The sequence below is a fragment of the Methylibium sp. genome (assembly GCF_965279545.1).
GTDB lineage: Bacteria > Pseudomonadota > Gammaproteobacteria > Burkholderiales > Burkholderiaceae_C > Methylibium.
Map to the genome: position 1 here is coordinate 453829 of NZ_OZ257250.1, position 20549 is coordinate 474377.

Annotated in this window: 22 protein-coding genes; 5 read left to right on the plus strand and 17 right to left on the minus strand. The window is 69.9% G+C overall.

Annotation, left to right across the window (positions count from 1 at the left end; translation table 11 throughout):
• Window positions 1–125: 125 nt before the first annotated feature.
• On the plus strand, window positions 126–620 hold the full coding sequence (locus tag ACQY9S_RS02130; protein ID WP_428422925.1) for a dihydroneopterin aldolase: 495 nt from the start codon (window positions 126–128) through the stop codon (window positions 618–620).
• A 519-nt stretch (window positions 621–1139) separates the two neighbouring features.
• Here the strand turns inward: ACQY9S_RS02130 and fae are convergent.
• From fae to ACQY9S_RS02165, 7 genes are all read right to left on the minus strand, one after another.
• Window positions 1140–1649, minus strand: coding sequence for a formaldehyde-activating enzyme (fae, locus tag ACQY9S_RS02135; RefSeq protein ID WP_428422926.1), 510 nt, complete (start codon window positions 1647–1649; stop codon window positions 1140–1142).
• A gap of 98 nt (window positions 1650–1747) precedes the next feature.
• On the minus strand, window positions 1748–2626 hold the full coding sequence (locus tag ACQY9S_RS02140) for a triphosphoribosyl-dephospho-CoA synthase (RefSeq protein WP_428422927.1): 879 nt from the start codon (window positions 2624–2626) through the stop codon (window positions 1748–1750).
• Window positions 2623–3543, minus strand: a complete 921-nt coding sequence (locus ACQY9S_RS02145; RefSeq protein ID WP_428422928.1) for an ATP-grasp domain-containing protein — start codon at window positions 3541–3543, stop codon at window positions 2623–2625. Before ACQY9S_RS02145 ends, ACQY9S_RS02140 begins: the two co-directional genes overlap by 4 nt.
• Window positions 3544–3637: 94 nt before the next feature.
• Window positions 3638–4678: a methenyltetrahydromethanopterin cyclohydrolase gene (gene mch, locus ACQY9S_RS02150; RefSeq protein WP_428422929.1), complete on the minus strand. Its 1041-nt coding sequence runs from the start codon at window positions 4676–4678 to the stop codon at window positions 3638–3640.
• A 40-nt stretch (window positions 4679–4718) separates the two neighbouring features.
• Window positions 4719–5876, minus strand: coding sequence for an ATP-grasp domain-containing protein (locus ACQY9S_RS02155; protein ID WP_428422930.1), 1158 nt, complete (start codon window positions 5874–5876; stop codon window positions 4719–4721).
• Between the two features lie 153 nt (window positions 5877–6029).
• Complete coding sequence (locus ACQY9S_RS02160) at window positions 6030–6932, minus strand: NAD(P)-dependent methylenetetrahydromethanopterin dehydrogenase (RefSeq protein WP_428422931.1); 903 nt, start codon at window positions 6930–6932, stop codon at window positions 6030–6032.
• Between the two features lie 44 nt (window positions 6933–6976).
• Complete coding sequence (locus tag ACQY9S_RS02165; RefSeq protein WP_428422932.1) at window positions 6977–7996, minus strand: beta-ribofuranosylaminobenzene 5'-phosphate synthase family protein; 1020 nt, start codon at window positions 7994–7996, stop codon at window positions 6977–6979.
• Between the two features lie 420 nt (window positions 7997–8416).
• On the opposite strand from ACQY9S_RS02165, the gene ACQY9S_RS02170 reads away from it, so the two are divergent.
• The 4 genes from ACQY9S_RS02170 (at window position 8417) to ACQY9S_RS02185 (ending at window position 12652) form a co-directional block, all read left to right on the plus strand.
• Entirely contained in the window at window positions 8417–9880 is a 1464-nt protein-coding gene (locus ACQY9S_RS02170) for a sensor histidine kinase (protein WP_428422933.1), read from the plus strand.
• Window positions 9877–10539 (plus strand): response regulator, encoded by a 663-nt coding sequence (locus tag ACQY9S_RS02175; protein ID WP_428422934.1) that lies wholly within the window; start codon window positions 9877–9879, stop codon window positions 10537–10539. Before ACQY9S_RS02170 ends, ACQY9S_RS02175 begins: the two co-directional genes overlap by 4 nt.
• A 780-nt stretch (window positions 10540–11319) precedes the next feature.
• A complete protein-coding gene (locus ACQY9S_RS02180) occupies window positions 11320–12306 on the plus strand; it encodes a hypothetical protein (protein WP_428422935.1) in 987 nt (328 codons plus the stop codon).
• A gap of 112 nt (window positions 12307–12418) precedes the next feature.
• Window positions 12419–12652, plus strand: coding sequence for a hypothetical protein (locus ACQY9S_RS02185; RefSeq protein WP_428422936.1), 234 nt, complete (start codon window positions 12419–12421; stop codon window positions 12650–12652).
• 171 nt (window positions 12653–12823) lie between these two features.
• On the opposite strand, the gene ACQY9S_RS02190 is transcribed toward ACQY9S_RS02185, so the two are convergent.
• The 10 genes from ACQY9S_RS02190 to pqqB all read right to left on the minus strand — a co-directional run bounded on the left by ACQY9S_RS02190 (window position 12824) and on the right by pqqB (window position 20549).
• Window positions 12824–13552: a hypothetical protein gene (locus tag ACQY9S_RS02190; RefSeq protein ID WP_428422937.1), complete on the minus strand. Its 729-nt coding sequence runs from the start codon at window positions 13550–13552 to the stop codon at window positions 12824–12826.
• Between the two features lie 2 nt (window positions 13553–13554).
• Window positions 13555–14049 carry a hypothetical protein gene (locus ACQY9S_RS02195; protein ID WP_428422938.1) on the minus strand — a complete coding sequence of 165 codons (495 nt, stop codon included), beginning with the start codon at window positions 14047–14049 and terminating at the stop codon, window positions 13555–13557.
• Window positions 14050–14063: 14 nt separating this feature from the next.
• On the minus strand, window positions 14064–14669 hold the full coding sequence (locus ACQY9S_RS02200; RefSeq protein WP_428422939.1) for a hypothetical protein: 606 nt from the start codon (window positions 14667–14669) through the stop codon (window positions 14064–14066).
• Window positions 14666–15412 carry a hypothetical protein gene (locus ACQY9S_RS02205; protein WP_428422940.1) on the minus strand — a complete coding sequence of 249 codons (747 nt, stop codon included), beginning with the start codon at window positions 15410–15412 and terminating at the stop codon, window positions 14666–14668. Before ACQY9S_RS02205 ends, ACQY9S_RS02200 begins: the two co-directional genes overlap by 4 nt.
• Before the next feature lie 178 nt (window positions 15413–15590).
• Window positions 15591–16394 (minus strand): ABC transporter permease, encoded by an 804-nt coding sequence (locus tag ACQY9S_RS02210; protein ID WP_428422941.1) that lies wholly within the window; start codon window positions 16392–16394, stop codon window positions 15591–15593.
• A complete protein-coding gene (locus tag ACQY9S_RS02215; protein ID WP_428422942.1) occupies window positions 16391–17140 on the minus strand; it encodes an ABC transporter ATP-binding protein in 750 nt (249 codons plus the stop codon). The genes ACQY9S_RS02210 and ACQY9S_RS02215 overlap by 4 nt, the downstream gene beginning before the upstream one ends.
• 61 nt (window positions 17141–17201) lie before the next feature.
• Entirely contained in the window at window positions 17202–18437 is a 1236-nt protein-coding gene (gene pqqE / locus ACQY9S_RS02220) for a pyrroloquinoline quinone biosynthesis protein PqqE (RefSeq protein ID WP_428422943.1), read from the minus strand.
• Window positions 18438–18450: 13 nt separating this feature from the next.
• Window positions 18451–18720 (minus strand): pyrroloquinoline quinone biosynthesis peptide chaperone PqqD, encoded by a 270-nt coding sequence (gene pqqD, locus ACQY9S_RS02225; RefSeq protein ID WP_428422944.1) that lies wholly within the window; start codon window positions 18718–18720, stop codon window positions 18451–18453.
• A 55-nt stretch (window positions 18721–18775) separates the two neighbouring features.
• Window positions 18776–19510: a pyrroloquinoline-quinone synthase PqqC gene (gene pqqC, locus ACQY9S_RS02230; RefSeq protein WP_428422945.1), complete on the minus strand. Its 735-nt coding sequence runs from the start codon at window positions 19508–19510 to the stop codon at window positions 18776–18778.
• Window positions 19511–19616: 106 nt separating this feature from the next.
• Window positions 19617–20549, minus strand: a complete 933-nt coding sequence (pqqB, locus tag ACQY9S_RS02235) for a pyrroloquinoline quinone biosynthesis protein PqqB (protein ID WP_428422946.1) — start codon at window positions 20547–20549, stop codon at window positions 19617–19619.

Genomic DNA, 20549 nt, shown 5'->3' on the forward strand with positions numbered 1-20549 from the left:
CTGACGCGTCGCTTCGGGGCCTCGTAGGGGGTGGAAGCCCGGGGAGCGGTGTCGAAGTGTTCCAAAATCTGGCATGGTCCGGGTCTTGCACCCGCAAGATGGTCTTTCAGCACCAGGAGTCGCCCTTGATCGCCGCCCCCCGCCCGCAGCTGCAGTTCACCGCCTCCGACGCCGGCCGCGATGCCGAAGCGCTGGACCTGATCTTCATCGAAGGTTTCACCGGCCAGACGGTCATCGGCATCCACGACAGCGAACTGCACCGGCCGCAGACCCTGCGCATCGACGTGACGGCCGGTCTGCCGCGTCCGCGCGCCTGCGACACCGACCGCATCGGCGACACGATCGACTACGGCGTGGTGCGCGAGCGGCTGCAGCGCCTGCTGAAGGAGCACAGGCTCACGCTGCTGGAGTCCTTTGCCGAAACGGTGGCCGACATCCTGCTCCACGAGTTCGGTGCGCACTGGGTGCGCGTGGTGGTCGTCAAGCCGAAGAAGTTCGACGATGTCGAGTCGGTGGGCGTGGCGATCGAGCGCCGCCGCGCACCGGAGCCGACGGGCGGGCGCAGCGCCACGGTGCTGTCGCTGATCGGTGCCGGCATGGTGCCGCCGGGCGGCGCCTGATACGGTAGCGTTGCCTTCAACCGCACCCGATTGAAGCTCGGGCAGGGGCTCGTTGCGGCCGTTCGTGTGTGTGTGTGTTGAGGTTCGAAGCGTCTCAATGCCTGCCACCTGCCTTGACCGCGCGCTGCTGACCAGGCCGCCGGGCGAACGGCTCCGTTCGTGTCCCCCGGCGTCGGCCTCGCGGCCGACCCCTCCTCCTCCTCTACCTCACTGCGCCGTTCACCCGACGCCCTGGTCAGCACGAATCACTGTAGCCTGCGCAGGCCGTCAAGTCCCGGCTGGCCGCGGTGGTGGCAGCGCTGGGACGGGTTGCTGTGTGGAGTGAAGTAAAGGAGGAGGGCCGGGCGGTAGCCCGGACCGGGGGACATGAACGCAACACAGCGACCCGGCGCAGCGCCCCCGCTGACATGTGACAGTCAGCTTTCCGGGTAAAACAAAAGCCGACCGGGCAACCGGTCGGCTTTTGTTCGTGAAGGTCCGAGGCTCAGCGCGCCAGGGCGCGCCTCGCCCCGGCCGGCATCACTTGGCCGCGAACGGGTGAGCGGAGCTGCCCTTCTTGGCGACCACTTCACGGGCGGTCGGCGAGCCGGACACGGCGCGCTTGATCGACTCCTTGACGGCCTGGTAGTTGTAGTCCTGGATCTTCTTGTCGTCTTCGGCCAGCCAGTGGATGAAGACACCGACGCAGACGAACAGGTTGTCGGCTTCGTCGGCGGGGATGGTGCCGTCTTCGACGCAATCGGCCACCGCCATGGCCACGCCGCGCTGGGCTGGGCCGAACATCTGCACGGCCTGCTTCGCGCCCTTGATCGTGACCTTGTTGAACATCACGGTTGCGGGCTTGGTCAGCAGGTTGGGGGCCACCACGGCGAGCAGCGAGGTGAAGCCATCCTTGTTGTTGACGAGCGCGTTGGCGAACGCGGTCTCGGCAGCACTGCCGCGCGGCCCGATCAGCAGGTCGATGTGAGCCACTTCGTTGCCATCGCCGACGAGCGATTCGCCGACCATCATCCGGTCAATCTTTGCCATGTTGAGTCTCCGTGAGCAAGTTCTGCAGAAGTGAATGTGAAGAGCACTGGGCGTTGCCAGTACGCCGTGAACTTACACGTTCCATGCCAGCGCCGCAATCATGGGAAAGTCGAGAGTCGGGCCACTCCGAGTGCGCCAGCAATGAACAACGTGGCCACCGTCAGGTCGGCGCTGGTGCCCGGATTCAGCCCCCGGGCCTTGAGATGAGCGTCCCATTCGGCGAAACGAGGGTCGGTGCCGACCGGTTCGAGCCGATCCGCGCGTTCGAGCCAGGGCGCCGCTTCGGCGGTGACAGCCTGTGCCATCGGTTCGCCGAACTTTCGAACAATGTGTGAATCGGGCCAGCGGCCCAGGAACGCGAGGTACAGCGCCTGCACCGCGTCGCTGCCGGCCTCGCGCGGCGGCGGCGCATGCAGGGCGAGCGAAGCGAGCCCGGTGTCGAACAGGTCGGCGAAGCCGGTCGCGTACTGCAGCGCGATGCGGTCGCGGCCGGCGGCGAGCCGCATCGCGTCCTGCAGGTCGACGGTCGGCGCGGTCGCGACGTCCTGCGCCTCGGCCCGCCCCAGGCCACCCGGGCTCGCCGCGGCGATCGCGCGGTAGGCGGCGCGAGCGTCCTCGATGTCCAGCGTGTCGAGCACCTGCTGCAGCTCATGCCGCAGGCCGGCCGCGCCCTGTGCGTTCCGGCCTTCGGCACACCGCTCCAGCGCCAGCGCCAGCGGTGCGCACAGCAGCACGATGCCGAGGTTGGTGTTGCAGCCGGCGACCACGCGCGTCGCGCGCACCGCGCTCTCGATGCGCGTGCCGACGCGCGCGCCGGGCTCGAACAAGCCCGGCAGCGCAGCCGCGGCGCTGTCGAGGAAGACGCGCGCGTCCATGCCGTGGCCCGGCGACGCGGCACTCACGTTGCCCGGCTTGCGCACCGCCACGTCGAGCGCGCAGGCGCGCAGGAAAGCCGTGCGGGCCGCGGCGGTGTTCACGCCTGCCGCGCTTCGCGCGCTTGCGACGCGTGCTTGCGGTCGAGCAGGTCGTCGACGAGCGCCCTCGCGATCGAGAAGCGCGTGACCCGCTGCAGGCCCTGCCAGGCCGCGACGCCGTTGACTTCGAGCACCAGCGCGCCGTCGGGCGAGGGGATCAGGTCGATGCCGGCGTAGTCCATGTCGAGCGCGGCCGCCGCAGCCTGCGCGCGTTCGGCCAGGTCGGGCGTCAGCAGCGCCGGCTCGCAGCGCGCGCCCTGCGCCACGTTGTGCACCCAGTGCGCGCTGACGCGGCGCATCGCGGTGACCGCGCGCCCGCCGATGACCAGCACGCGCCAGTCATGGCCCGGCTGTTCAAGCGCGGGCACGAAGCGCTGCAGGTAGGCGAGCTGGCCATAGTCCGCCAGCGGCGGCAGCGGCACGTGCACGCCCTCGATGCAGCCGACGCGCTGCAGCCCCTTGCCCTGCGAACCGAACAGCGGCTTGAGCACGACGGCATGGCCGGTCGCGCTCTCGCGCGTGACGAGTCGCTGTGCCTGCGCCGGCGACTCCATCGCCCAGGTCGGCGGGGTCGGGATGCCGGCGGCGTGCAGCAGCAGGCTGGTCATCGACTTGTCGACGCTGCGCTCGATCGCGCGTGCGTCGTTGTAGACCGGCACGCCCAGCTCGCGCAGCGCATGCAGCACGCCCAGCCGCTTGGTGACCTGCTCGAAGCTGCCGCCGGCAATGCCGCGCACCAGCGCCGCGTCGGGCAGTTCGCGGCCGTAGCCGGGGATCACCAGGCCGTGCCAGGCGGCGGTGGTGTCGATGCGGCAGTCGGCCAGGTCGACGCAGCGGCCCTCGGCGCCGCGCGCCCGCAGCGCCTGCTGCAGCTGACGGGTGTGCCAGCCGGTCTCGTCGGTGAAGATCGCGACCTTCATGTCGGCCCCCCGGCCGCGGAGTACCGCGTCCGACCCCCCGAGGGGGTCTCGCCCGGCTTGGGGCGGCCCGGCGCCGGGCTCGCCGCGGTCTGCTTCATGCAGCGTCGAGCCACTGCCCGCGCAGCAGCTCCAGGTTCATCCGGCCCGCATGCCAGGTCTTGCCCGACTCCAGGCTCGAGACCCACACCTCGGCCGGCGCGAACAGCGCGCCGTCGATCTTGTAGAAGTCGTACTCGGCCGCCTTGAAGATGTCGGCGAAGCCGCGGCCGTAGTCGCGCGAGTTCAGCGACGGCAGCTCCTTGGCCAGCAGGCGCGCCGTATCGTCGCCGCCGCGCACCGTGAGCTGCACGCGGCCACCGTAGAGGATGGCGTCATTGGTGCGGCCCATCGCGTCCAGCCCGTCGGCGCCGGGCGAGGGCAGCGGCGCGCTCGCCACGCCGTCGACGATGTGCTCGAGCGGGAAGTGCAGCTCGTGCGCCTTGTGCAGCGCCACCTCGAGCACCCGCGCCACCACCTGCGTGGTGCCGGCCAGGCTGCGCGTGGGCGTGAGGATCAGCGTCAGCTGCTCGGGGCGCAGCCCGCAGTCGCGCAGCACCTTTTCCACCACCACCGGCGGCGGCACGCGGTCCACCTCGAGCACCAGCACGCCGCTGCGTTCGGCCGCGGCGATCGGGTCGCGGTAGCCGAGCTCCTTGAACAATTCCTCCTTGCCGGCCAGCGCGCGGGCCGGGCCGGAGCCGAGCGAGAAGAACTTCTTGCCGCCCGCTTCCTCCTTGCTGGCCGACAGGCTCCAGCCCGCGTACTGGCTCGCCAGGCAGGCCAGCACCGGCTGGCTGCTGCTGACCTCCAGCCAGGTCGGCCAGCCGTGGCTCGCGTCGCCGAAGCCTTGTGCCGCGAGTTCGACGCGGCCCAGCCCACCCATGCAGATCTCGCCGATCAGCACACCGGCCGCCACGCTGCCGGGCGCGGCGATGCCGGCGTCGACGATGCGCACGCCGCTGGTGTCGTGGCCGACCTGCACGCGCAGGCGGTCGGCGTCGTCGAGCAGGCGCTGCAGCAGCGGCCGAACGCTGGCGTTGACGCTGATCCGGCTGTCGGCGAAGCGAGGCGTGGGATCGGTGGCGGTTGGGCTCATGGCGGTGTCTCGCTGGGTTGTCGTTGTCGTGGAATGCAGCTCAAGTCCGTGCCAGCGCGGCGCGCAAGGCGGCGCGTTTTTCCGCGAGGCGGGCACGGACCTCGCCAGCGCTGGCGCCGCTCGCTTCGACGCTGCACACCGGATCGCCCGGCGCGAAGCGGCTGCCGGCGGCGGGCAGGTCGTGGCAGTCGTCGCGCGCTGCCAGCGCGTGCGCCTGCGCCGGTGTCAACTGCACCGCCGCGCGTGCGAACACGATCTCGCTGCCGCGCAGCGGGCGACCGCTCGGCGCCGCCGTGGCTGCCGCGGGCAGCGTGCCGGCCGTGCAGGCCTCGACGTGGGCGCGCATCCACGGCGTCTGCTCGGCGTAGAGCGCCGCACTCGCCGACGGACGCGGGTTGATCTCGAGCAGCGACCAGTGATCGCCGTCGAGCAGGAAGTCGAGGCTGCACAGCCCGCGCAGCCCGAACGCGGCGACCAGTGTGTCCAGCGTCGCCTCCAGCCCCACGGCCAATGCGGCCGGCAGCGCGACCGGGCCGATGGCGCCGCGGTAGACATGCGGATGGGCAGGGCCCAATGGCCGCACGATCAGCTCGCTGATGCCGAGCACCCGTGCCTCGCGGCCGTTGGCGACAAACAGCGCCGACATCGGCGTGCCTGGCGCTTCGCGCTGGTAGTAGGGCTGCTGAGCGGGCTCGGCCGGATGCCGGTCGTCGGCGCGGCGGATGTGCCAGCCGCCGGTGCCGCGCGCCTCCTTGCGCAGCCAGCCCTGCGGGGGATCTGGCTCGTCGAGCTGGATCTCGGGATGGGGCAGCCCCAGCCAGTCGAGCATGCCGAAGAAGCCTGCCGGGTCGCGCACGCGCAGCACCGTCTCGGCCGGCGTGCCGATCAGCGGCAGCAACTGGGCGCCGCGGCCCAGCAGTTCGGGCACGCATTCGAAGCCGCTGCCCGCCACCCAGCCCCGCACCTGCGGATCGGTGGCCGCCTCGCGCAGGGCATCGAGCGTGCGGCGTTCGTCGAGCCGCAGGCCGCTGTCGCTGCCGATCGACTGCCAGTGCCGGGCCGCGCGGCGTGTGTCGACATCCCCGAAGGCATCGAGCGCGATCACGTCGTAGCCCTCGCGGGCCGCCGCCTCGGCCATCAGGCGGGCGGACAGCCCGGCGACCACCAGCGTCGCGCGACCTGTCGAAGCAGCAGTCACGTCAGCGTCCCGCGCGTCGACCGTGCGCCCCACCGCGGTACCCGCGCGCAGACGCCGTGGATCCGGCTCCGCCGGTCCACCAGCGTCGCCCCCTCGAGGGGGAGGCGCCGCAGGCGCTTCGGGGGTGGGTCATACCTGCGCTTCGGGGGTGGGTCATACCTCGGCCAGCACCTCGCGCGCCACCGCCAGCGCTTCCGGGAAGCTCAGGTAGACCGGCTTGTCCGCGCTGCGCATGCGCACCAGCAGGCGGTGCTGCACCTGGTACTTGATGTTGCCGACCGCGAGCGCGCCGATGCCCACGGCGCGGCTGCCCGGCAGCAGCTTGCCGCTGTCCATCACGCCGACCCCGGCGATGCCCTCGGGCGGCACCGCGTTCACGTCGGCGGCCACCAGCAGGCGCGTGGCGATCGCACGGTCGGCCTCGGTGATCACCTGCACGCCGGCGGCGGCGGTGCCGAGCACCACGTCGGCGTCGGCGATCGACGTGCGGATGGCGTCCACCCCCTTGCCCGACACGCCGCTCATCGCGCTGCCGAAGCGCACATTGGTCTCGTCGGCGGCGCGCTGCGCGGCCTCGACGCCGCCACGGCTGGACAGCCGCACGTCGGCGCCGAGCTGCTGTGCCAGCACGCCGGCAATGCGGCCCACGGTGCCACCGCCGCCCAGGATCACGACGCGCTTGCCGGCGAGGTCGGTGCCGTGCACCTTGCGCAGCTGCGCCTCGACACAGGCCACCAGCGCGGCGGCGGTGGTGTAGGAGCCGCTCGGGTCGGCCATCACCGACACGACGAAGGGCTTGACCATCGCCTTGCGCGCGGCGTCCAGCATGTCGGCGGCCAGCAGCACGTCGCGCCCGCCGATGAAGATGCCGGTGCGCACCACGCCTTTCGGGCCGCGCGAGAAGATCGCGTCCTGCGTCAGGCCGGTCACGCCGTCGAGCGTGACTTCGCTGTAGGTCGGCAGCACCTGGTAGCCGGCATCGGCAGCCATGTTGATGTCGAACGGGCTCATCTGCTTGCCCGGCGTGATCATGTGAAGAATGTAGGGGCGTTCCATCGCAATGGCTTTCAGGTCGTCTGGGTCGGGGAAAACGTCGGTGTTCACAGGCGTGGCCGGATCTCGACCGCCGCACCGTGCGAGCGGACACCGACGATCCGCAGCTGCAGCGCGGGGTCGACGACGCCGGCTGCGTGTGCCGCGGCCCGTGCGGCCTCGGCGTCGGCCGCAGACGGCAGGATGGCGAAACCGGTCGGCCCCCACGAGCTTTGGCCGGTGGCGGCCACGTGTTGCCGCGCGATCCAGTCGCACAGGCGCGCGACCGACGGGCTGGCGTAGAGCCGGCCGCCCTGGGCCGGCGCGAAGTGCGCGCCGACGAGCTGCTGCATCGCGCTGACGCCGGCGGCGAACAGCGCGAAGTCGCCGCTGGCCGCACCGGGCAGCACGCGCATCAGCACCTCATGGCACACGGCCGCCGCGTTCGCGCGCTCGAAACTCGGCAGCGCGGCGATGGCGGCCTTTTCGTCGGCGCCGCTCAGGCCGTGCTGCGACGGGTCGAGCACCAGCAGCACGCGCCAGGCGGCAGGCAGGTCCAGGCGCGCGAGCAAGGGCGCCGGGCCCCCCTCGTCGCCCGTGCCGCCGTCGAGCAGCAGGCCGCCCTGGTCGAAGCCGGCGATGCCCACGCCGGAGCGCAGGCCGCGCCCGAGCAGTCGTGCGATCTCCGGCGTGGCGAGCGTCAGGCCGTGCAGGCTGGCGAAGGCGCGGCCGATCGCGAGGGCCAGCTGCGTGCCCGAGCCGAAGCCGGCATGGGCCGGCGGCACCTGCAGCAGGCACAGGTCGAGCGGCGCATCGAGACCGAAGGCGCGCTGCAGCGTGTCGAGGTGGGCGGCGGCGCGCGCGGCCTGCGCCTGCGCAGCGGCGCTGCGCGCCCTGAGCTGCGGGCGTTCGGCGCGGCGCAGTTCAACCACCGTCTCGAAGTCCTCGATCACGAGCCCGAGGCTGCCGAAACGGCGTCCCAGCGTCGCCGAGGGATCGAGGAAGCCGAGATGCAGCCGGCCGGGCGCACGCACGACGACCACGCTGTCGGTCGCGGGCCGCAAGTTCGAACGGGCTGTCATGAGCATCGGGTCAGGGTCGGTGCGGCGTGAGCCAGGGTTCAGAGCAAGCGCTGTTCCCGGCCTGCGCCGGCCGCCACCGGTGGCGCAGGCGGGTGTCGATGCGTTCGCTCTGTCGCGTGATGTGCCAAAGCGCGGACAGTGTGTCACGCTGCGGCGGTGCCGGCGAGTGCCGGCGTGGTCCCTCTGGCTTTGGCAGCGCGCTCCCTCGCGATCAGGGGAAGCCCTAGCGGCCGGTGCACGCCGTGGCGGCGTTGCAGCGGCGATAGTGCGGGGCCCGTGCCGAACGCACTGTGTGCGGCTTGCACGGCAGGCCGCCTCGCCAGGGGGCTCGTCGATCGGTCTCCTCGTTGCTTCGTGATGATTCGTCCTGATTCCGTGGTGATTCCTCCAGCCGTCGGCCCGGGAGTTCTTCCCGACGTGCCTTCCGTGCAGCCCGTGCCGCCGGTGCAAACGCCGCTGGAGCTGCCGCGCCTGGTGATGCGCGGCGCGCTGGTGGTGGTGCTGGGTGCGCTGCTGCTGGCATTGCTGGTCGGCTTGTGGCGCGCGCGCGAGGACATGCGCGACGAACTCTCGGGAGCGCTCGCCCAGGCCGAGATGAGCGCCTTGCTGATCGCCGCGAACACGATCGACGACGAACAGCTGGTGGCCGCGGTGCGTTCGCTGCGCGACGCGGGCGGATCGCGGCACCTCGACGTGCGGCTGCTCGATGGCGCCGGGCGAGTGCGCCTGGAGCCGCGGCCGGAGCAGCCCGCCTCGGCCGTGCTCGGCGTGCTGGTGCAGCTCAACCGCGTGCTGTTCGCCCCGCCGCGGGCGCAGACGGTGGCCGCCGTCCTGCCGCGACCGGACGGGCCGGCCTGGCAGGTGCAGTGGATCGCCTCGCACAACAGCGAGCAACGCGAGAAGCTGGTGCAGCTGGTCGAGATGCTGAGCCTGCTGGCCGGTTGCGGCCTGGTGATGCTGCTGGTGATGCACTGGCGCGTGCGGCGCTCCTTCCGTGCACTCGCGCCGCTGCTGTCGGCCATTGCCGGGGTCGAGCGGCAGGACCTGTCGGCGGTGCGGGCGCTGCCCGCGATGCCGATCCGCGAGCTCGACGTCATCGCCCACGCGCTGCGCCACCTGGCCGTGGCGCTGGAACAGGCCGAGACCCGGCGCCGCGTGCTCGGCACCCAGGTGCTGACCTTGCAGGAGGACGAGCGCAGCCGCCTCGCACGCGAACTGCACGACGAACTCGGCCAGCACCTGACCGCGCTGCGCGTCGACGCCAGCTGGCTGCAGCGCAGGCTGGCCCACGAGCCCGAGCTCGCGGCCGTGGTCGCAGGCATGAGCGAGCAGTGCTCGCGCATCCAGAACGAGGTGCGCGCGCTGTTGACGCGGCTGCGCCCGCTCGGCACCGCAGACGCGTCGCAGCCCGACGGCGGCGAGAGCGTCGGGCGCCTGCGCGTGCTGCTCGAGACGCTGGTGCAGGCCTGGGTGCAGTCGCCGGGGCAGACCACGCGCTACGCGCTGGCGTTCGAGTGCACCGGCTTCGACGCCGACGACCGGCTGCCGCGCGAGCTGGTGCTGACGGTCTACCGCATCAGCCAGGAGGCGCTCACGAACGTGGCCCGCCATGCGCGCGCGCGCCAGGCACGGCTGAGCGTGCGCATCGAGCGGACGGCCGGCGCACCGAGCGCCTTGCTGGAGTGGTCGGTCGAAGACGACGGCTGCGGACTCGACCACCCCGGCGCCTGGCAGCGCGGCAACGGCCTGGCCGGTGTCAAGGACCGTGTCTGGTCTGCCGGCGGGGATCTCGAATGGCAGCCAGCGACCGCGGCTGCAGACGGGCGACCCGGACTGAAATTGCACGCGCGGCTGCCGTTTGCCGCGATCGGACAGGAGAGTGTGTCGTGACTGTGAGCCATTTGCCGGGGCCCTTGCGGGTCGCACTGGCCGACGACCATGCGGTCGTGCGTGCCGGCTACCGCCGCCTGCTGGAGCTGGAGGCCGACATCGCGGTCGTCGCCGAGTACGGCGATGCCGAAGCGGCCTACAACGCGCTGACCGGCGGAACCGGCGACGACATCGACCTGCTGGTGCTGGACCTCTCGATGCCGGGTCGCAGCGGCCTCGAGCTGCTGCGCCGGCTGGCCCAGCGGCGCCCCGACCTTTCAGTGCTGGTGTTCACGATGCACGACAGCGCGGCGATGCTCGACCAGTGCCTGCGCGCCGGCGCGGCCGGCTTCGTGACCAAGAGCAGCGCCCCCGAGGTGCTGGTCACGGCGGTGCGCCAGGCCGCGCGCGGCGAGATCGCGCTGTCACCCGACGTGGCCGCGCTGGCGGCGCGCACCGAGGGCGGGCCGCCGCACACCCGGCTGTCGAGCCGCGAGTTCGACATCCTGCAGCAGCTGCTCGCCGGCCACAGCGTCGAGGAGATCGCGCAGACGCTGCGCCTGAGCACGAAGACAGTGGCCAACTACCAGACCCGCATCCGCCAGGCCTTGGGCGTGGGCAGTGCGGTGGAGTTGCTGAACTACGCGCGCGAGCATGGGCTCGGCGGGCCGGGGCTGTAGCGCTGCGGTGGCTGTTGCGATGTGCGGGCCGCGTCTGGCTTCTTGTCGATGCGTGATGTAAAGCAGTCATCGACATCGAAGTGGGAGAGGGGTCTTGCCGCTTCCAGGGATCAACTTGTCCGGCGCCGCGTTCAGTTAGGCCGCCTAAATCGCCTGCGCTCGACAGAAAAAATGGTGTCCTTCTTCTATGGCGAGCAGAAATTGTCCACACGCGGAGGGATTGCGTTAGTGGGCGGCGCTCCGTGCTAACGCGCGGGGCGCCGCTTAGGCCAGTTAGTTAGCCAGGTAGGGGCACCAAGGCCCGGAACGATAGTGCTGAACCACGTTTTCCCAACGGCCGAATCTGAATCGGACGTAGGCACGGACGTGGGTGCACTTTTGGCGGAAGGTGGTGTGCATGGCACAACTCCCATTCACGTTGGCGATCCGGCGGTGATCACCGGGGCTCTTGCGGAATGGGTGGCGCGAACACGCGAGGCTGCGGTCGACAGGATGGTCCTGTCGACCGTAAAATCGAGGGGCTCGCACCACCATCACGCTATAGCGTGTCGGTGGGCGCTAGTCACCGGTTGGGCCTCTCTGGCTGGTCGGTGCGCTCAGCCTGCGCTGCCTGCTGTGGCATTGGTTGAACATCGCGCCCCCCTTGATTCGTACTCTCGGGGGGCGCACCTACTTCTGGGGCGCATGTTAGCAGGATTTCAGCTCTCACAACGCTTTGACGCCAAATCTGTGTTCAAATTAAGTTCTGGCGCCAACCGGCGGCAGAGCAAGGAGAACACCATGTCCCGTGGGCCGGCCTACCCCTACGTAAATTTGGGTGACGCGATCACCCTCACTAGAAAACTCTTCGATTTCGCGAAACGCGGGGCGGCAAACCTCAACGCGGTTCTCAAGGACAAGTGGGACTACAGCCCGACCAGCAGCAGCGCCGGAAAGATCGTCGCCGCGCTGAAGTATTACGGTCTGATTGACGTGCTGCCCGCACCGGCCGCTGGGGGCGGTGAATCAATCCGAATCACAGACAGGGCCTACAGAGTTCTCGTCGACGATGAGAAGTCACCCGAGCGTATCAAGGCGCTAAAGGAAGCGTGCCTCGCTCCCAAGGCATACAACCTTTGTTGGACGACATGGGGGCGCGATCTTCCTGAATCTATGCGTTCCACCCTCATTTTCAGCCACGGCTTCAATGATTCGACGGTCGACAACTTCTTGACCAACTACAAGAAATCGATTCAGTTTGCTGGCTTGCTGGAGCCGGAATTAGCAAAAAGCCAAGATCCAGAGCGCGTCGATTCAAAAAAGAACAAACACAACATCGGGGACTACGTACAATGGGAGCACGAAGGCGTTCTTGGCTTTCCGAAGGCTCTTAGGCTCGTGAAGTTCTCGGACGACGAAGCGTTTGCATGGGTCGAAGGGCACACAACGGGGTTGCCGGCGCATGAACTGATCGCGGCCGAAGCGCCGCCTATGGTCGTGAACAAGGGCGATACCGCGTCGCGGGTAATCGAAGTCGGCGCGGGCCGCCTTTCGACCAGCGGTCAGGCCCCCCGCGTGCCCCCACAGAAGGGGAACGGAATGAGACAAGAAGTCTTGTCGCTAGACGAAGGCGAAGTTGTATTGCAGTGGCCGGCCAACATCGGTACGAATGGCGTCGCCGACATGGAAGAGTGGGTGAAGTTCCTGCTTAAGCGGCTGCAGCGCTCTTTGAGAGAGACGCCCAACAAGACGGAACCGTCGGATAGACCCACTGACGCAGCTTCGTGAATTGAAAGACAAAGGTGCCCATGAGGCGCCTTTGCTTTTCTGGTCTGCCCCGTCAAGTCCATCATTGCCAAAATAATATTCGCTCTAAGTGACCGGAGCACCACGCTAGTTCATGCTTCTCACCTTGTTCCTCGCGCTGTGTGTGTTCCACATAGCGACCATCATCCTCATCAGAGTCACGAGCGGCGACATCTTCGCCAATCTGAAGGCTGATCTTCCAACTGTCATGCGTCGCCTCAAGGAACGCCGGCCGGTTGCTCATCGCGTCTACCAGGTGTCGCTCGGCCTTCCACTCGTGTACCTGGTCATGATGGTTGGCGCCAAGTTGCTTGATCTCGCCTTTTAGGTCCGTTGAACTTCTTGCAGCGTTCCCACCGTCATGTGGGGGCACCGGCGCAATGGAAAGCGTGGCCGCGATGGCGAGGTTATGTCGCGGTCCGGTGACGCAGGGGGAGCCCAAGCTGTGTGAATGGGTTGGCCAGGCATGGAAGCCAGCCATCTGCGTTGCCGCCCGCCTTCAGCCCTCGTCCATCAACTCCATCACGAGCCGGCCGCCGAACACCAGCCCGCTCGACCCGACCAGCTCCTCGCGCTCCAGCCGCACCAGGCCGACGCCGGGGCAGTACCACTCGCGCGCGACGATGGGCACGTCGCGCCAGCCGCCCACCGAGCTGGAGAAGATGCGCACCTGGCCATTGCCCTCCGCCTTGGTGCAGCCGCTGTAGCGGCGGCCATCGGACTCCACCGCCGCGTCGACCGCGGTGATGCTGAACAACATCGGCACCGTGGGGAAGCGGTAGCGCGACTCGCGCGGGTAGTTGGTGTTCTCGAGCAGCAGGTAGGGCGTGGTGTCGGTCTGCCACTGGGTGCCAACGGTGTAGGGGGCCTTGAGCACGTAGCGGCGCGCGGCGTCGGGCTGCGGTCCGGCGTCGATCTCGCTCTTGCTGGCGACGCGGTAGATGCCGCTGTCGTCGGCGCGCAGCCAGTAGTCGGCGCCGCCATCGCTGTGGCGATGCCAGGCGGGGCCGGGGTCGGCAGCTTGTTCCACCGTCAGCACGTCCGGGGCAAGGGTGCGCAGCGTCAGGGTCTCCTGCGCGCGGCTGTTGTCCTCGAGATCGCTGGTCGAGCGGTAGACCCAGGTCCGGCCCGGCTCCAGCGGGAACAGCTTGGTCGCGGCGGGCGGCTTGCCGCAGCCGCCGAGGAGGGCCGCCAGCAGCGGCAGGCCCAGGGCGAGAGCGCGGCGCATGCTCATTTCTCCGGCAGCTGGGGCTTGGGCAGGTCGCGGATCTTCACGTCCTGCTCGTCGCGGCCCGGTCGCAACCAGGCCAGGCCCTTGCGGCCAGCCTTGGGCTCCGCGGTGCCGAGCTGGCTGACGCCCTGACGGGACCTCTTCATGCCCTCGTTCAGCAGTCCGTGCAGGTCCTTGGCGTAGGGCAGCCGGTAGGCACGCGGCTCCAGGGCCGGCTTGCCGTCCTCGATCGCGTTCAACCAGACGTACAGCGCACCGGGGTGCGAAGCGGTCGGCTCGTCGATCACGGCCGAGAGCAGGACGAAGCGCGGCGGCAGGGCTTCGGCCGCGGGCAGCCCCCAGACCGCCTGCAGCACCGCGGCGGCGTGGAAGTACAGCACCGTGACGCCGGCGACCAGCAGGCCTTTGAGCCACGCAGGCCAGCGCGAATAGAACAGCGCGAGGGCAGTCAGCGCGAGCAGGACCGCATAGGTGATGGCGATGGAAAGCGTCATGGCAAGGGGGCGGGTCAGAGTTGCTGCACCAGGGTCTTGGGCAGGGTGTTGATGTTCGCGACGCTGCCGTCGGGCTGCACGGTGAAGCGCAGTGCCGTGGCCTCGTCGCCTTTGCGCGCGAGCTTGACGGTGCCGTAGTACGCGACCTCGGCACGCGGGTTGACCTTCACGAGCGACACCGTCGCCTCGACGGGCTCGCCGTTCTTGCTCTCGTAGTACTGCACGTTGACCGTGTACTCGCCGGGCGCGACGCCTCTGAGCGTGACCACCTCCTGGTTCAGCGGGTTCACGATCTGCTTGCCGTTGACGACGATGGTGTCGTTCGCGAGGCCGCGGTCGTCGCGGTCGAGGTGCATCAAGCCCGCTTCGCGCGCACGGAACCACACCAGCTCGCCGTTGGGGTCCTGCACCCAGGTGTCGAGGTCGTTCGGGTTGTAGTCGGGCCAGCTGACGGTGATGATGAACTCCGCCTTGGCCGGGATGTCGCCGGCCTTGAGCGCCTTCGGGTTCATCGCCAGCAGCGCGATGATGAAACAGAAGACGAAGGCGATCAGCATGTTGAACAACATGTCGTAGAACGGGTCGACCTCGACCTCGCGGGTACGACGATGTCGGCTCATGCCTTCGTCCCGGGCGCCGGCCCGCCGTCACGTGCGCCGTGAGTCAGCCCGTGGCGCTGTGCATCGGCGACCAGCGCATCGGCATAGCGGTCCAGGCGCGTCAGCTGCAGCCCGAGCAGGATGTTGCCGACCAGGCCGACCATCGTGGTCAGCAGCGCGATGCCCAGGCCCGAGGTCAGGCTCTTGAGCAAGGCCTGGGACTGCGCGGCGTCGAAGCTTTCGGTGTGGCCGATCTGGATCGCGAGGATCGAGAAGCCGATCACCTTGCCGAGCAGGCCGAGCTTGAGCTGGATGCCGTTGACCCACCACGCGGTGGCGTGCGGGCCATGGGTCTGCTCCATCAGCACGTCCAGCGGCGCGTCGAAGTCGGTCGGTCGCTGCGCGAGGGCCGCCCAGTAGTCGGCCACCCATCCGGCGCCGTCGCGCCGGCCGGTGGTGACCGCATGGTGCAGCGCGGCGCGCTGCTGCTGCAGTTCGCGCGCGCGCCGCCCGGCCCAGAAGGACGCGGCGACGAAGACCACCAGGATGACCAGCGTCAGTCCGGTCGGGTCGGAGCTCAGTAGCAGGCCCCACACGCCGCGCACGCCGAGCAGCCAGGTGCCGAAGCCCAGCAGTCCGACCAAGGCCAGCCACTCGAGCCAGATCGGCTCGGGCAGCGTGCTGCCGCGCAGCGCAGCGCCGGTGCGGCGGTTGTCGGTGGCGGCCGTCATGCGCCGCCGCCGCAGCGTGACGATGGCCCACATCGCGTGGGCATTGGGGCCCGGTGTTGCCGGGCGAACTTCGACCGCATGGCTGCCTCCGTGTCGGTTGGACGTCCCGACCGTCGGCGGCAGGCCGGACCGACGGTGCTGAGGGGGTGAATTCGTTGCCGATGTTAGACAGGCTGCGCGCTTTGGCGCAGGGCAGTTTGCCCGCCGTGGGTCAGGCGCCGCCGCCGCGCTTGGCGAGCTGCCCGAAGCCGCGCTGCGGGTCGTAGCCCCAGCACGCCAGCGCGAAGAAGACCGCGAGGCAGCCGAGCACCACCCAGGGTGCTGCTCCGGGGTCCTGGCCGTACAGCGCGAGGCGGATCCATTCGACGGCGTGCGTGAAGGGGTTGAGGCGGGCCACCTGGTGGATCCACCCGGTGCCCGACGCCTGCAGCTGCGGCAGCGGGTAGAGCGCGGTCGACAGGAAGTACATCGGGAAGATGACGAAGTTCATCGTGCCGGCGAAGTTCTCCAGCTGCTTGATGTGCACCGACAGCAGCAAGCCGACCGCGCCGAGCATCAGCGCACCGGCCAGCAGCGCCCCCAGGGCATGCAGGCCGCCCCACGACGCGACCGGCAGGTCGGTGCCGATCAGCAGCGCCACCGCCACGAAGGCCAGCGCCTGCAGCGCCGACAGCAGCGCCGTCGCGCACAGCTTGCAGAACAGCAGCCACGGCCGCGGCAGCGGCGCGGTGAGCAGCAGGCGCATCAGGCCCATCTCGCGGTCGTAGACCATCGACAGCGAGGACTGCATGCCGTTGAACAGCAGCACCATGCCGACCAGGCCGGGCACGATGTAGACGTCGTAGGGTTGCTGCAAGCTCGCGTCGGCGACGTGGCGAAAGCCGGCGGCGAACACGGCCAGCCAGAGCAGCGGCCGCACCAGGGCCGACACCCACCGGCCGGTCTGCTGCGAGAACTTCAGCAGTTCGCGCATCACGATGGCCCGAAGCGCCTGCAGCGCATGCCGGGCTCTCATCGGCGCTCCCGGGGCGCTGCGGCATCGGCGCTGCCGCTGGTGCGCGCGATGAAGCCCTGCTCCAGCGTCGGCTCGCCGAGCGCCGCCGTCACCGCGGCGGGCGTGCCGTCGGCCAGCAGCTCGCCCTGGTGCAGCACCAGCACCCGGTCGGCCGGCGCGGCCTCCTCGACCCAGTGCGTGGCCCACAGCACGCACACGCCGCGCGTTCGCACGTCCTCGCGCAGGGCGGCGAGCAGGTCGTGGCGCGACTTCGGGTCCAGGCCGACGGTGGCCTCGTCCATCAGCAGCACGGCGGGGCGGTGCAGGCCGGCCCGCACCAGCTCGACCTTGCGGCGGTTGCCCCCCGACAGCTCGCGCACCTTGCGGTCGAGCTCGGCGCCGAGGCCGAAGCGCGCACCGTCGGTGGCGATGCGCTCGTTGGCGAGGGCGCGCGGCAGGCCGTGCAGGTCGGCGTGAAACAGCAGGTTGCGGCGCACGCTCAGGTCCAGGTCGAGCGAGATCTGCTGGAACACCACACCGATGTTGCGCAGCGCCGCAGGGGCGTCGTGGCGCAGCGAGTGGCCGGCGACTTCGACCTCGCCCTCGTCGGCCGCGAACAGGCCCGTCAGCACCTGGAACAGCGTGGACTTGCCGGCGCCGTTCGGACCGAGCAAGGCGGTGAATTCGCCGGGGCGCAGCGTGAGCGTGAGGGACTTCAGGGCCGTGCGCTCGCCGTAGCGCTTGGTCAGCCCGCGCACGCTCAGCATCGCGAGGCGACCTCCCGGCGGGCACCGGTCCCCGGGCGGCCGGTGTCGACGGCCCGGTGCATCACCGGGTCTCGACGGCAGCCGGCTCGGCGCAGTGCCGGGCGTCGCGCCCGTCGTCGGACAGCGTGCGCGAGTTCGCGTCGGAGCGGTACCACAGGCTGCCGCTGCGCGCCGCGCCCGGCACGAAGCGCAGCGGCTGGGCGGCGACGGTCGGTATGTTCTTCGCGTCCTGCACCGCGGCGTCGAGCGTGGCGTCGATCAGGTGGCGGTCGGGGCTCTTCGGGCACACCGGATCGGTGGCCGCCGCATCGCCGGTGACGAGGAAGGCCTGGCAGCGGCAGCCGCCGTGGTCGATCGGGTGCTGGTCGCAGGACAGGCAGGTCTCGCTCATCCACGAGGTGCCGCGGTAGCGGTTGAAGGCGTCGCTGTCGCGCCAGATGCTCGCGATGCTGTGCTCGGTGACCTTGGGGAAATCGAAGCCGGGCAGCATGCGCGCGCTGTGGCAGGGCAGTGCCGTGCCGTCGGGTGCGATCACCATGAACACCGCGCCCCAGCCGGCCATGCAGGGCTTGGGCTTGGCGTCGACGTAGTCGGGCGAGACCCACAGGATCTTCATGCGCCCGGCCAGCCGCTGGCGGTGGCTGTCGACGATCGCCTCGGCATCGCGCAGGTCGTCGGGCGTGGGCATCAGCGCGGCGCGGTTCAGCCAGGCCCAGCCGTAGTACTGGGTGTTCGCCAGTTCCAGGAACTCGGCGCCCATGCGCTCGGCCATGTCGATGATGCGGCCCACGTGCGGCAGGTTGTAGCGGTGCATCACGCAGTTGAGCACCATCGGGTAGCCGAGCGACTTGATGATCGCGGCCACCTTGTTCTTGTGCTCGAAGGTGCGCGTCGACGACAGGAAATCGTTCAGCTCCTTGGTCGAGTCCTGGAAACTGAGCTGGATGTGGTCCAGCCCGGCGTCCTTCAGCGCGCGCGCGCGCTTCTCGGTCAGGCCGATGCCGGAGGTGATGAGGTTGGTGTAGTAGCCGAGCTGGCGCGCCTCGGCGACCAGCTCTTCGAGGTCGTCGCGCAGCAGCGGCTCGCCGCCGGAGAAGCCGAGCTGCACCGCGCCCATCTTGCGGGCCTCGCGGAACACGCGCTTCCAGTCTTCCGTGCCGATCTCGCTCATGTGGGCGGCGTAGTCGGTCGGGTTGGAGCAGAACACGCAGTGCAGCGGGCAGCTGTAGGTCAGCTCCGCGAGCAGCCACATCGGCGCGCCGGGCGCAGACCGGAGCTGGCCCGAGGGCACGCCCATGTCGTGCACTTCCTCAGACGATCCAGTTGCGTTCATAGGCGCTTTGCAAGAACTCGTTCACATCGGCGCGCAGGTCGGTCTGGCCGAAGGCGCGCTCGAGGTCGGCAGTGATGTCGGTCACGCTGGCCTGGCCGTCGCAGCGCTTGAGGATTTCCGTGGCCGGTACGTTGAGCTTGACCAGGCCCTCGGGGTAGAGCAGCACCCAGCAGTCCTGCGCCGGCTCGAACTGCAGGCGGTACATCGGCGCGAGGCGCGGGCAGGCGGTGTCGGTGACGGCGCTCATTGGGCCCCTCCGTGCTGCGCACTCCGGTATTCGCCCTTGGGACGGCCCGGCGCGCTCATGGTCGGCGGTCCTCGGTCAGGTCGTCGGGGTAGGCGCGCTCGACGGCGTCGAGCATCGACCACAGCACGTCGAGCTTGAACTGCAGGATCTCGATCGCGCGCTCCTGCTTCGCGCGGGTGTCGCCGAACGCGATGGCGACCTCGAGCCCGTGCTCCACGTCGCGCTGCGCCAGCGGGATGCGGCTGCGGAAATAGGCCAGGCCCTCGGCGGCGATCCACGGGTACATGCTGGGCCAGCCGGCCAGCCGGTCGGCGTGGATCTTGGGTGCGAACATCTCGGTCAGCGAGGAGATCACGCCCTCGCGCCAGGGCGCACGGCGCGCGAAGTTCACGTAGGCGTCGACCGCGAAGCGCACGCCGGGCTGCACGTGGCGGTGCGACCACAGGTCCTCGCGGCTCAGGCCGACGGCCAGCCCCAGGCGTGTCCAGGTTTCGATGCCGCCGGCGTTGGGGCCTTCATGATCGCCATGGCCGTCGTGGTCGAGGATGCGATCGATCCAGCGGCGCCGCGTGGCGCGGTCCTCGCAGTTGGCCATCACCGCGGCGTCCTTCATCGGGATCGCCTGCTGGTAGTAGAAGCGGTTGGCGACCCAGCCGCGCACCTGGAAGGGCTGCAGGGCACCGCTGTTGAGCCGCTTGTTGAAGGCGTGGTGGATGTGATAGCCGGACTCCTTGGCACGCAGGCGCGCCTCGAACTCCGCGGGTGACCAGGGCAGCAGGGCGGTACTCACAGCACGTGGTCTCCGTCGTGTTGAAGCCGATCGACGGCCTGGCGGTCGACCACCGGCGCTGTTCGCTCGCTTCGATCCCCGCTGCGCGGGGCCCCTCTTGCGCGGCTCACAGCACGATCTCCATGCCGTCGTGCGCGACCTCGATGCCGCGGCGTGCGAGCTCGGCGCGTTCGAGGCCGTGGTCGTCGAGGATCGGGTTGCTGTTGTTGATGTGGATCAGCAGCTTGCGGCGGGCCTGCGTGCGGTCCAGCGCGTCCATCATGCCGGCGCGCTGCGGCGAACTGCTCTGCGGCAGGTGCCCCATGTCGGCGGCGAGCTTGCTGCCGAGGCCGGCCTGTACCATCTCGTCCTCGGTCCAGAAGGTGCCGTCGACGAGCAGGCAGTCGGCGTTGCGCATCCACTCGAGTTCGACGTCGCCCACGTCGGCCAGGCCCGGCGCATAGAACAGCCGCTTGCCCGACAGGCGGTCGGTGACTTCCAGCGCGATGTTGTCGCCGACCTTCGGGTCGTGCCGGTGCGGCGAATAGGGCGGCGCCTTGCCGGGGATCGCGACCGCCCGAAAACGCAGCGTCTCGAAGCCGTCGATGACGAACTCGGCCATGCGCTGCTCGCCCGCGACCGGCAGCATGTGCCAGCGCACGCCGCAGTAGTGGTCGAGCACGGTGAGGATCGGCAGGCCGGTGGTCAGGTCCTCGAACACGCAGGGCGTGACGTAGAGCTCGATCGGCGGCCCTTCGCGCAGGCTCAGCAATCCGGTCGCGTGGTCGATCTGCGCGTCCATCAGCACCACGGCCTTGATCGGCGAGTCGCGCAGGCCGTGCTTCGGCTGCAGTGCCGGCTGCAGGCGCAGCTGCTGGCCGATGTCGGGCGACGCATTCAGCAGCACCCAGCGCTGGCCGTCCGGCGAGATCGCGATCGAACTCTGCGTGCGTGGGCGGATCAGCCGCGAGCCGTTGCGCGCGGCCGCGCACATCGTGCAGTTGCAGTTCCACTGCGGGCAGCCGCCTCCCGCGCCGGAGCCGAGCACCAGGACCTTCAC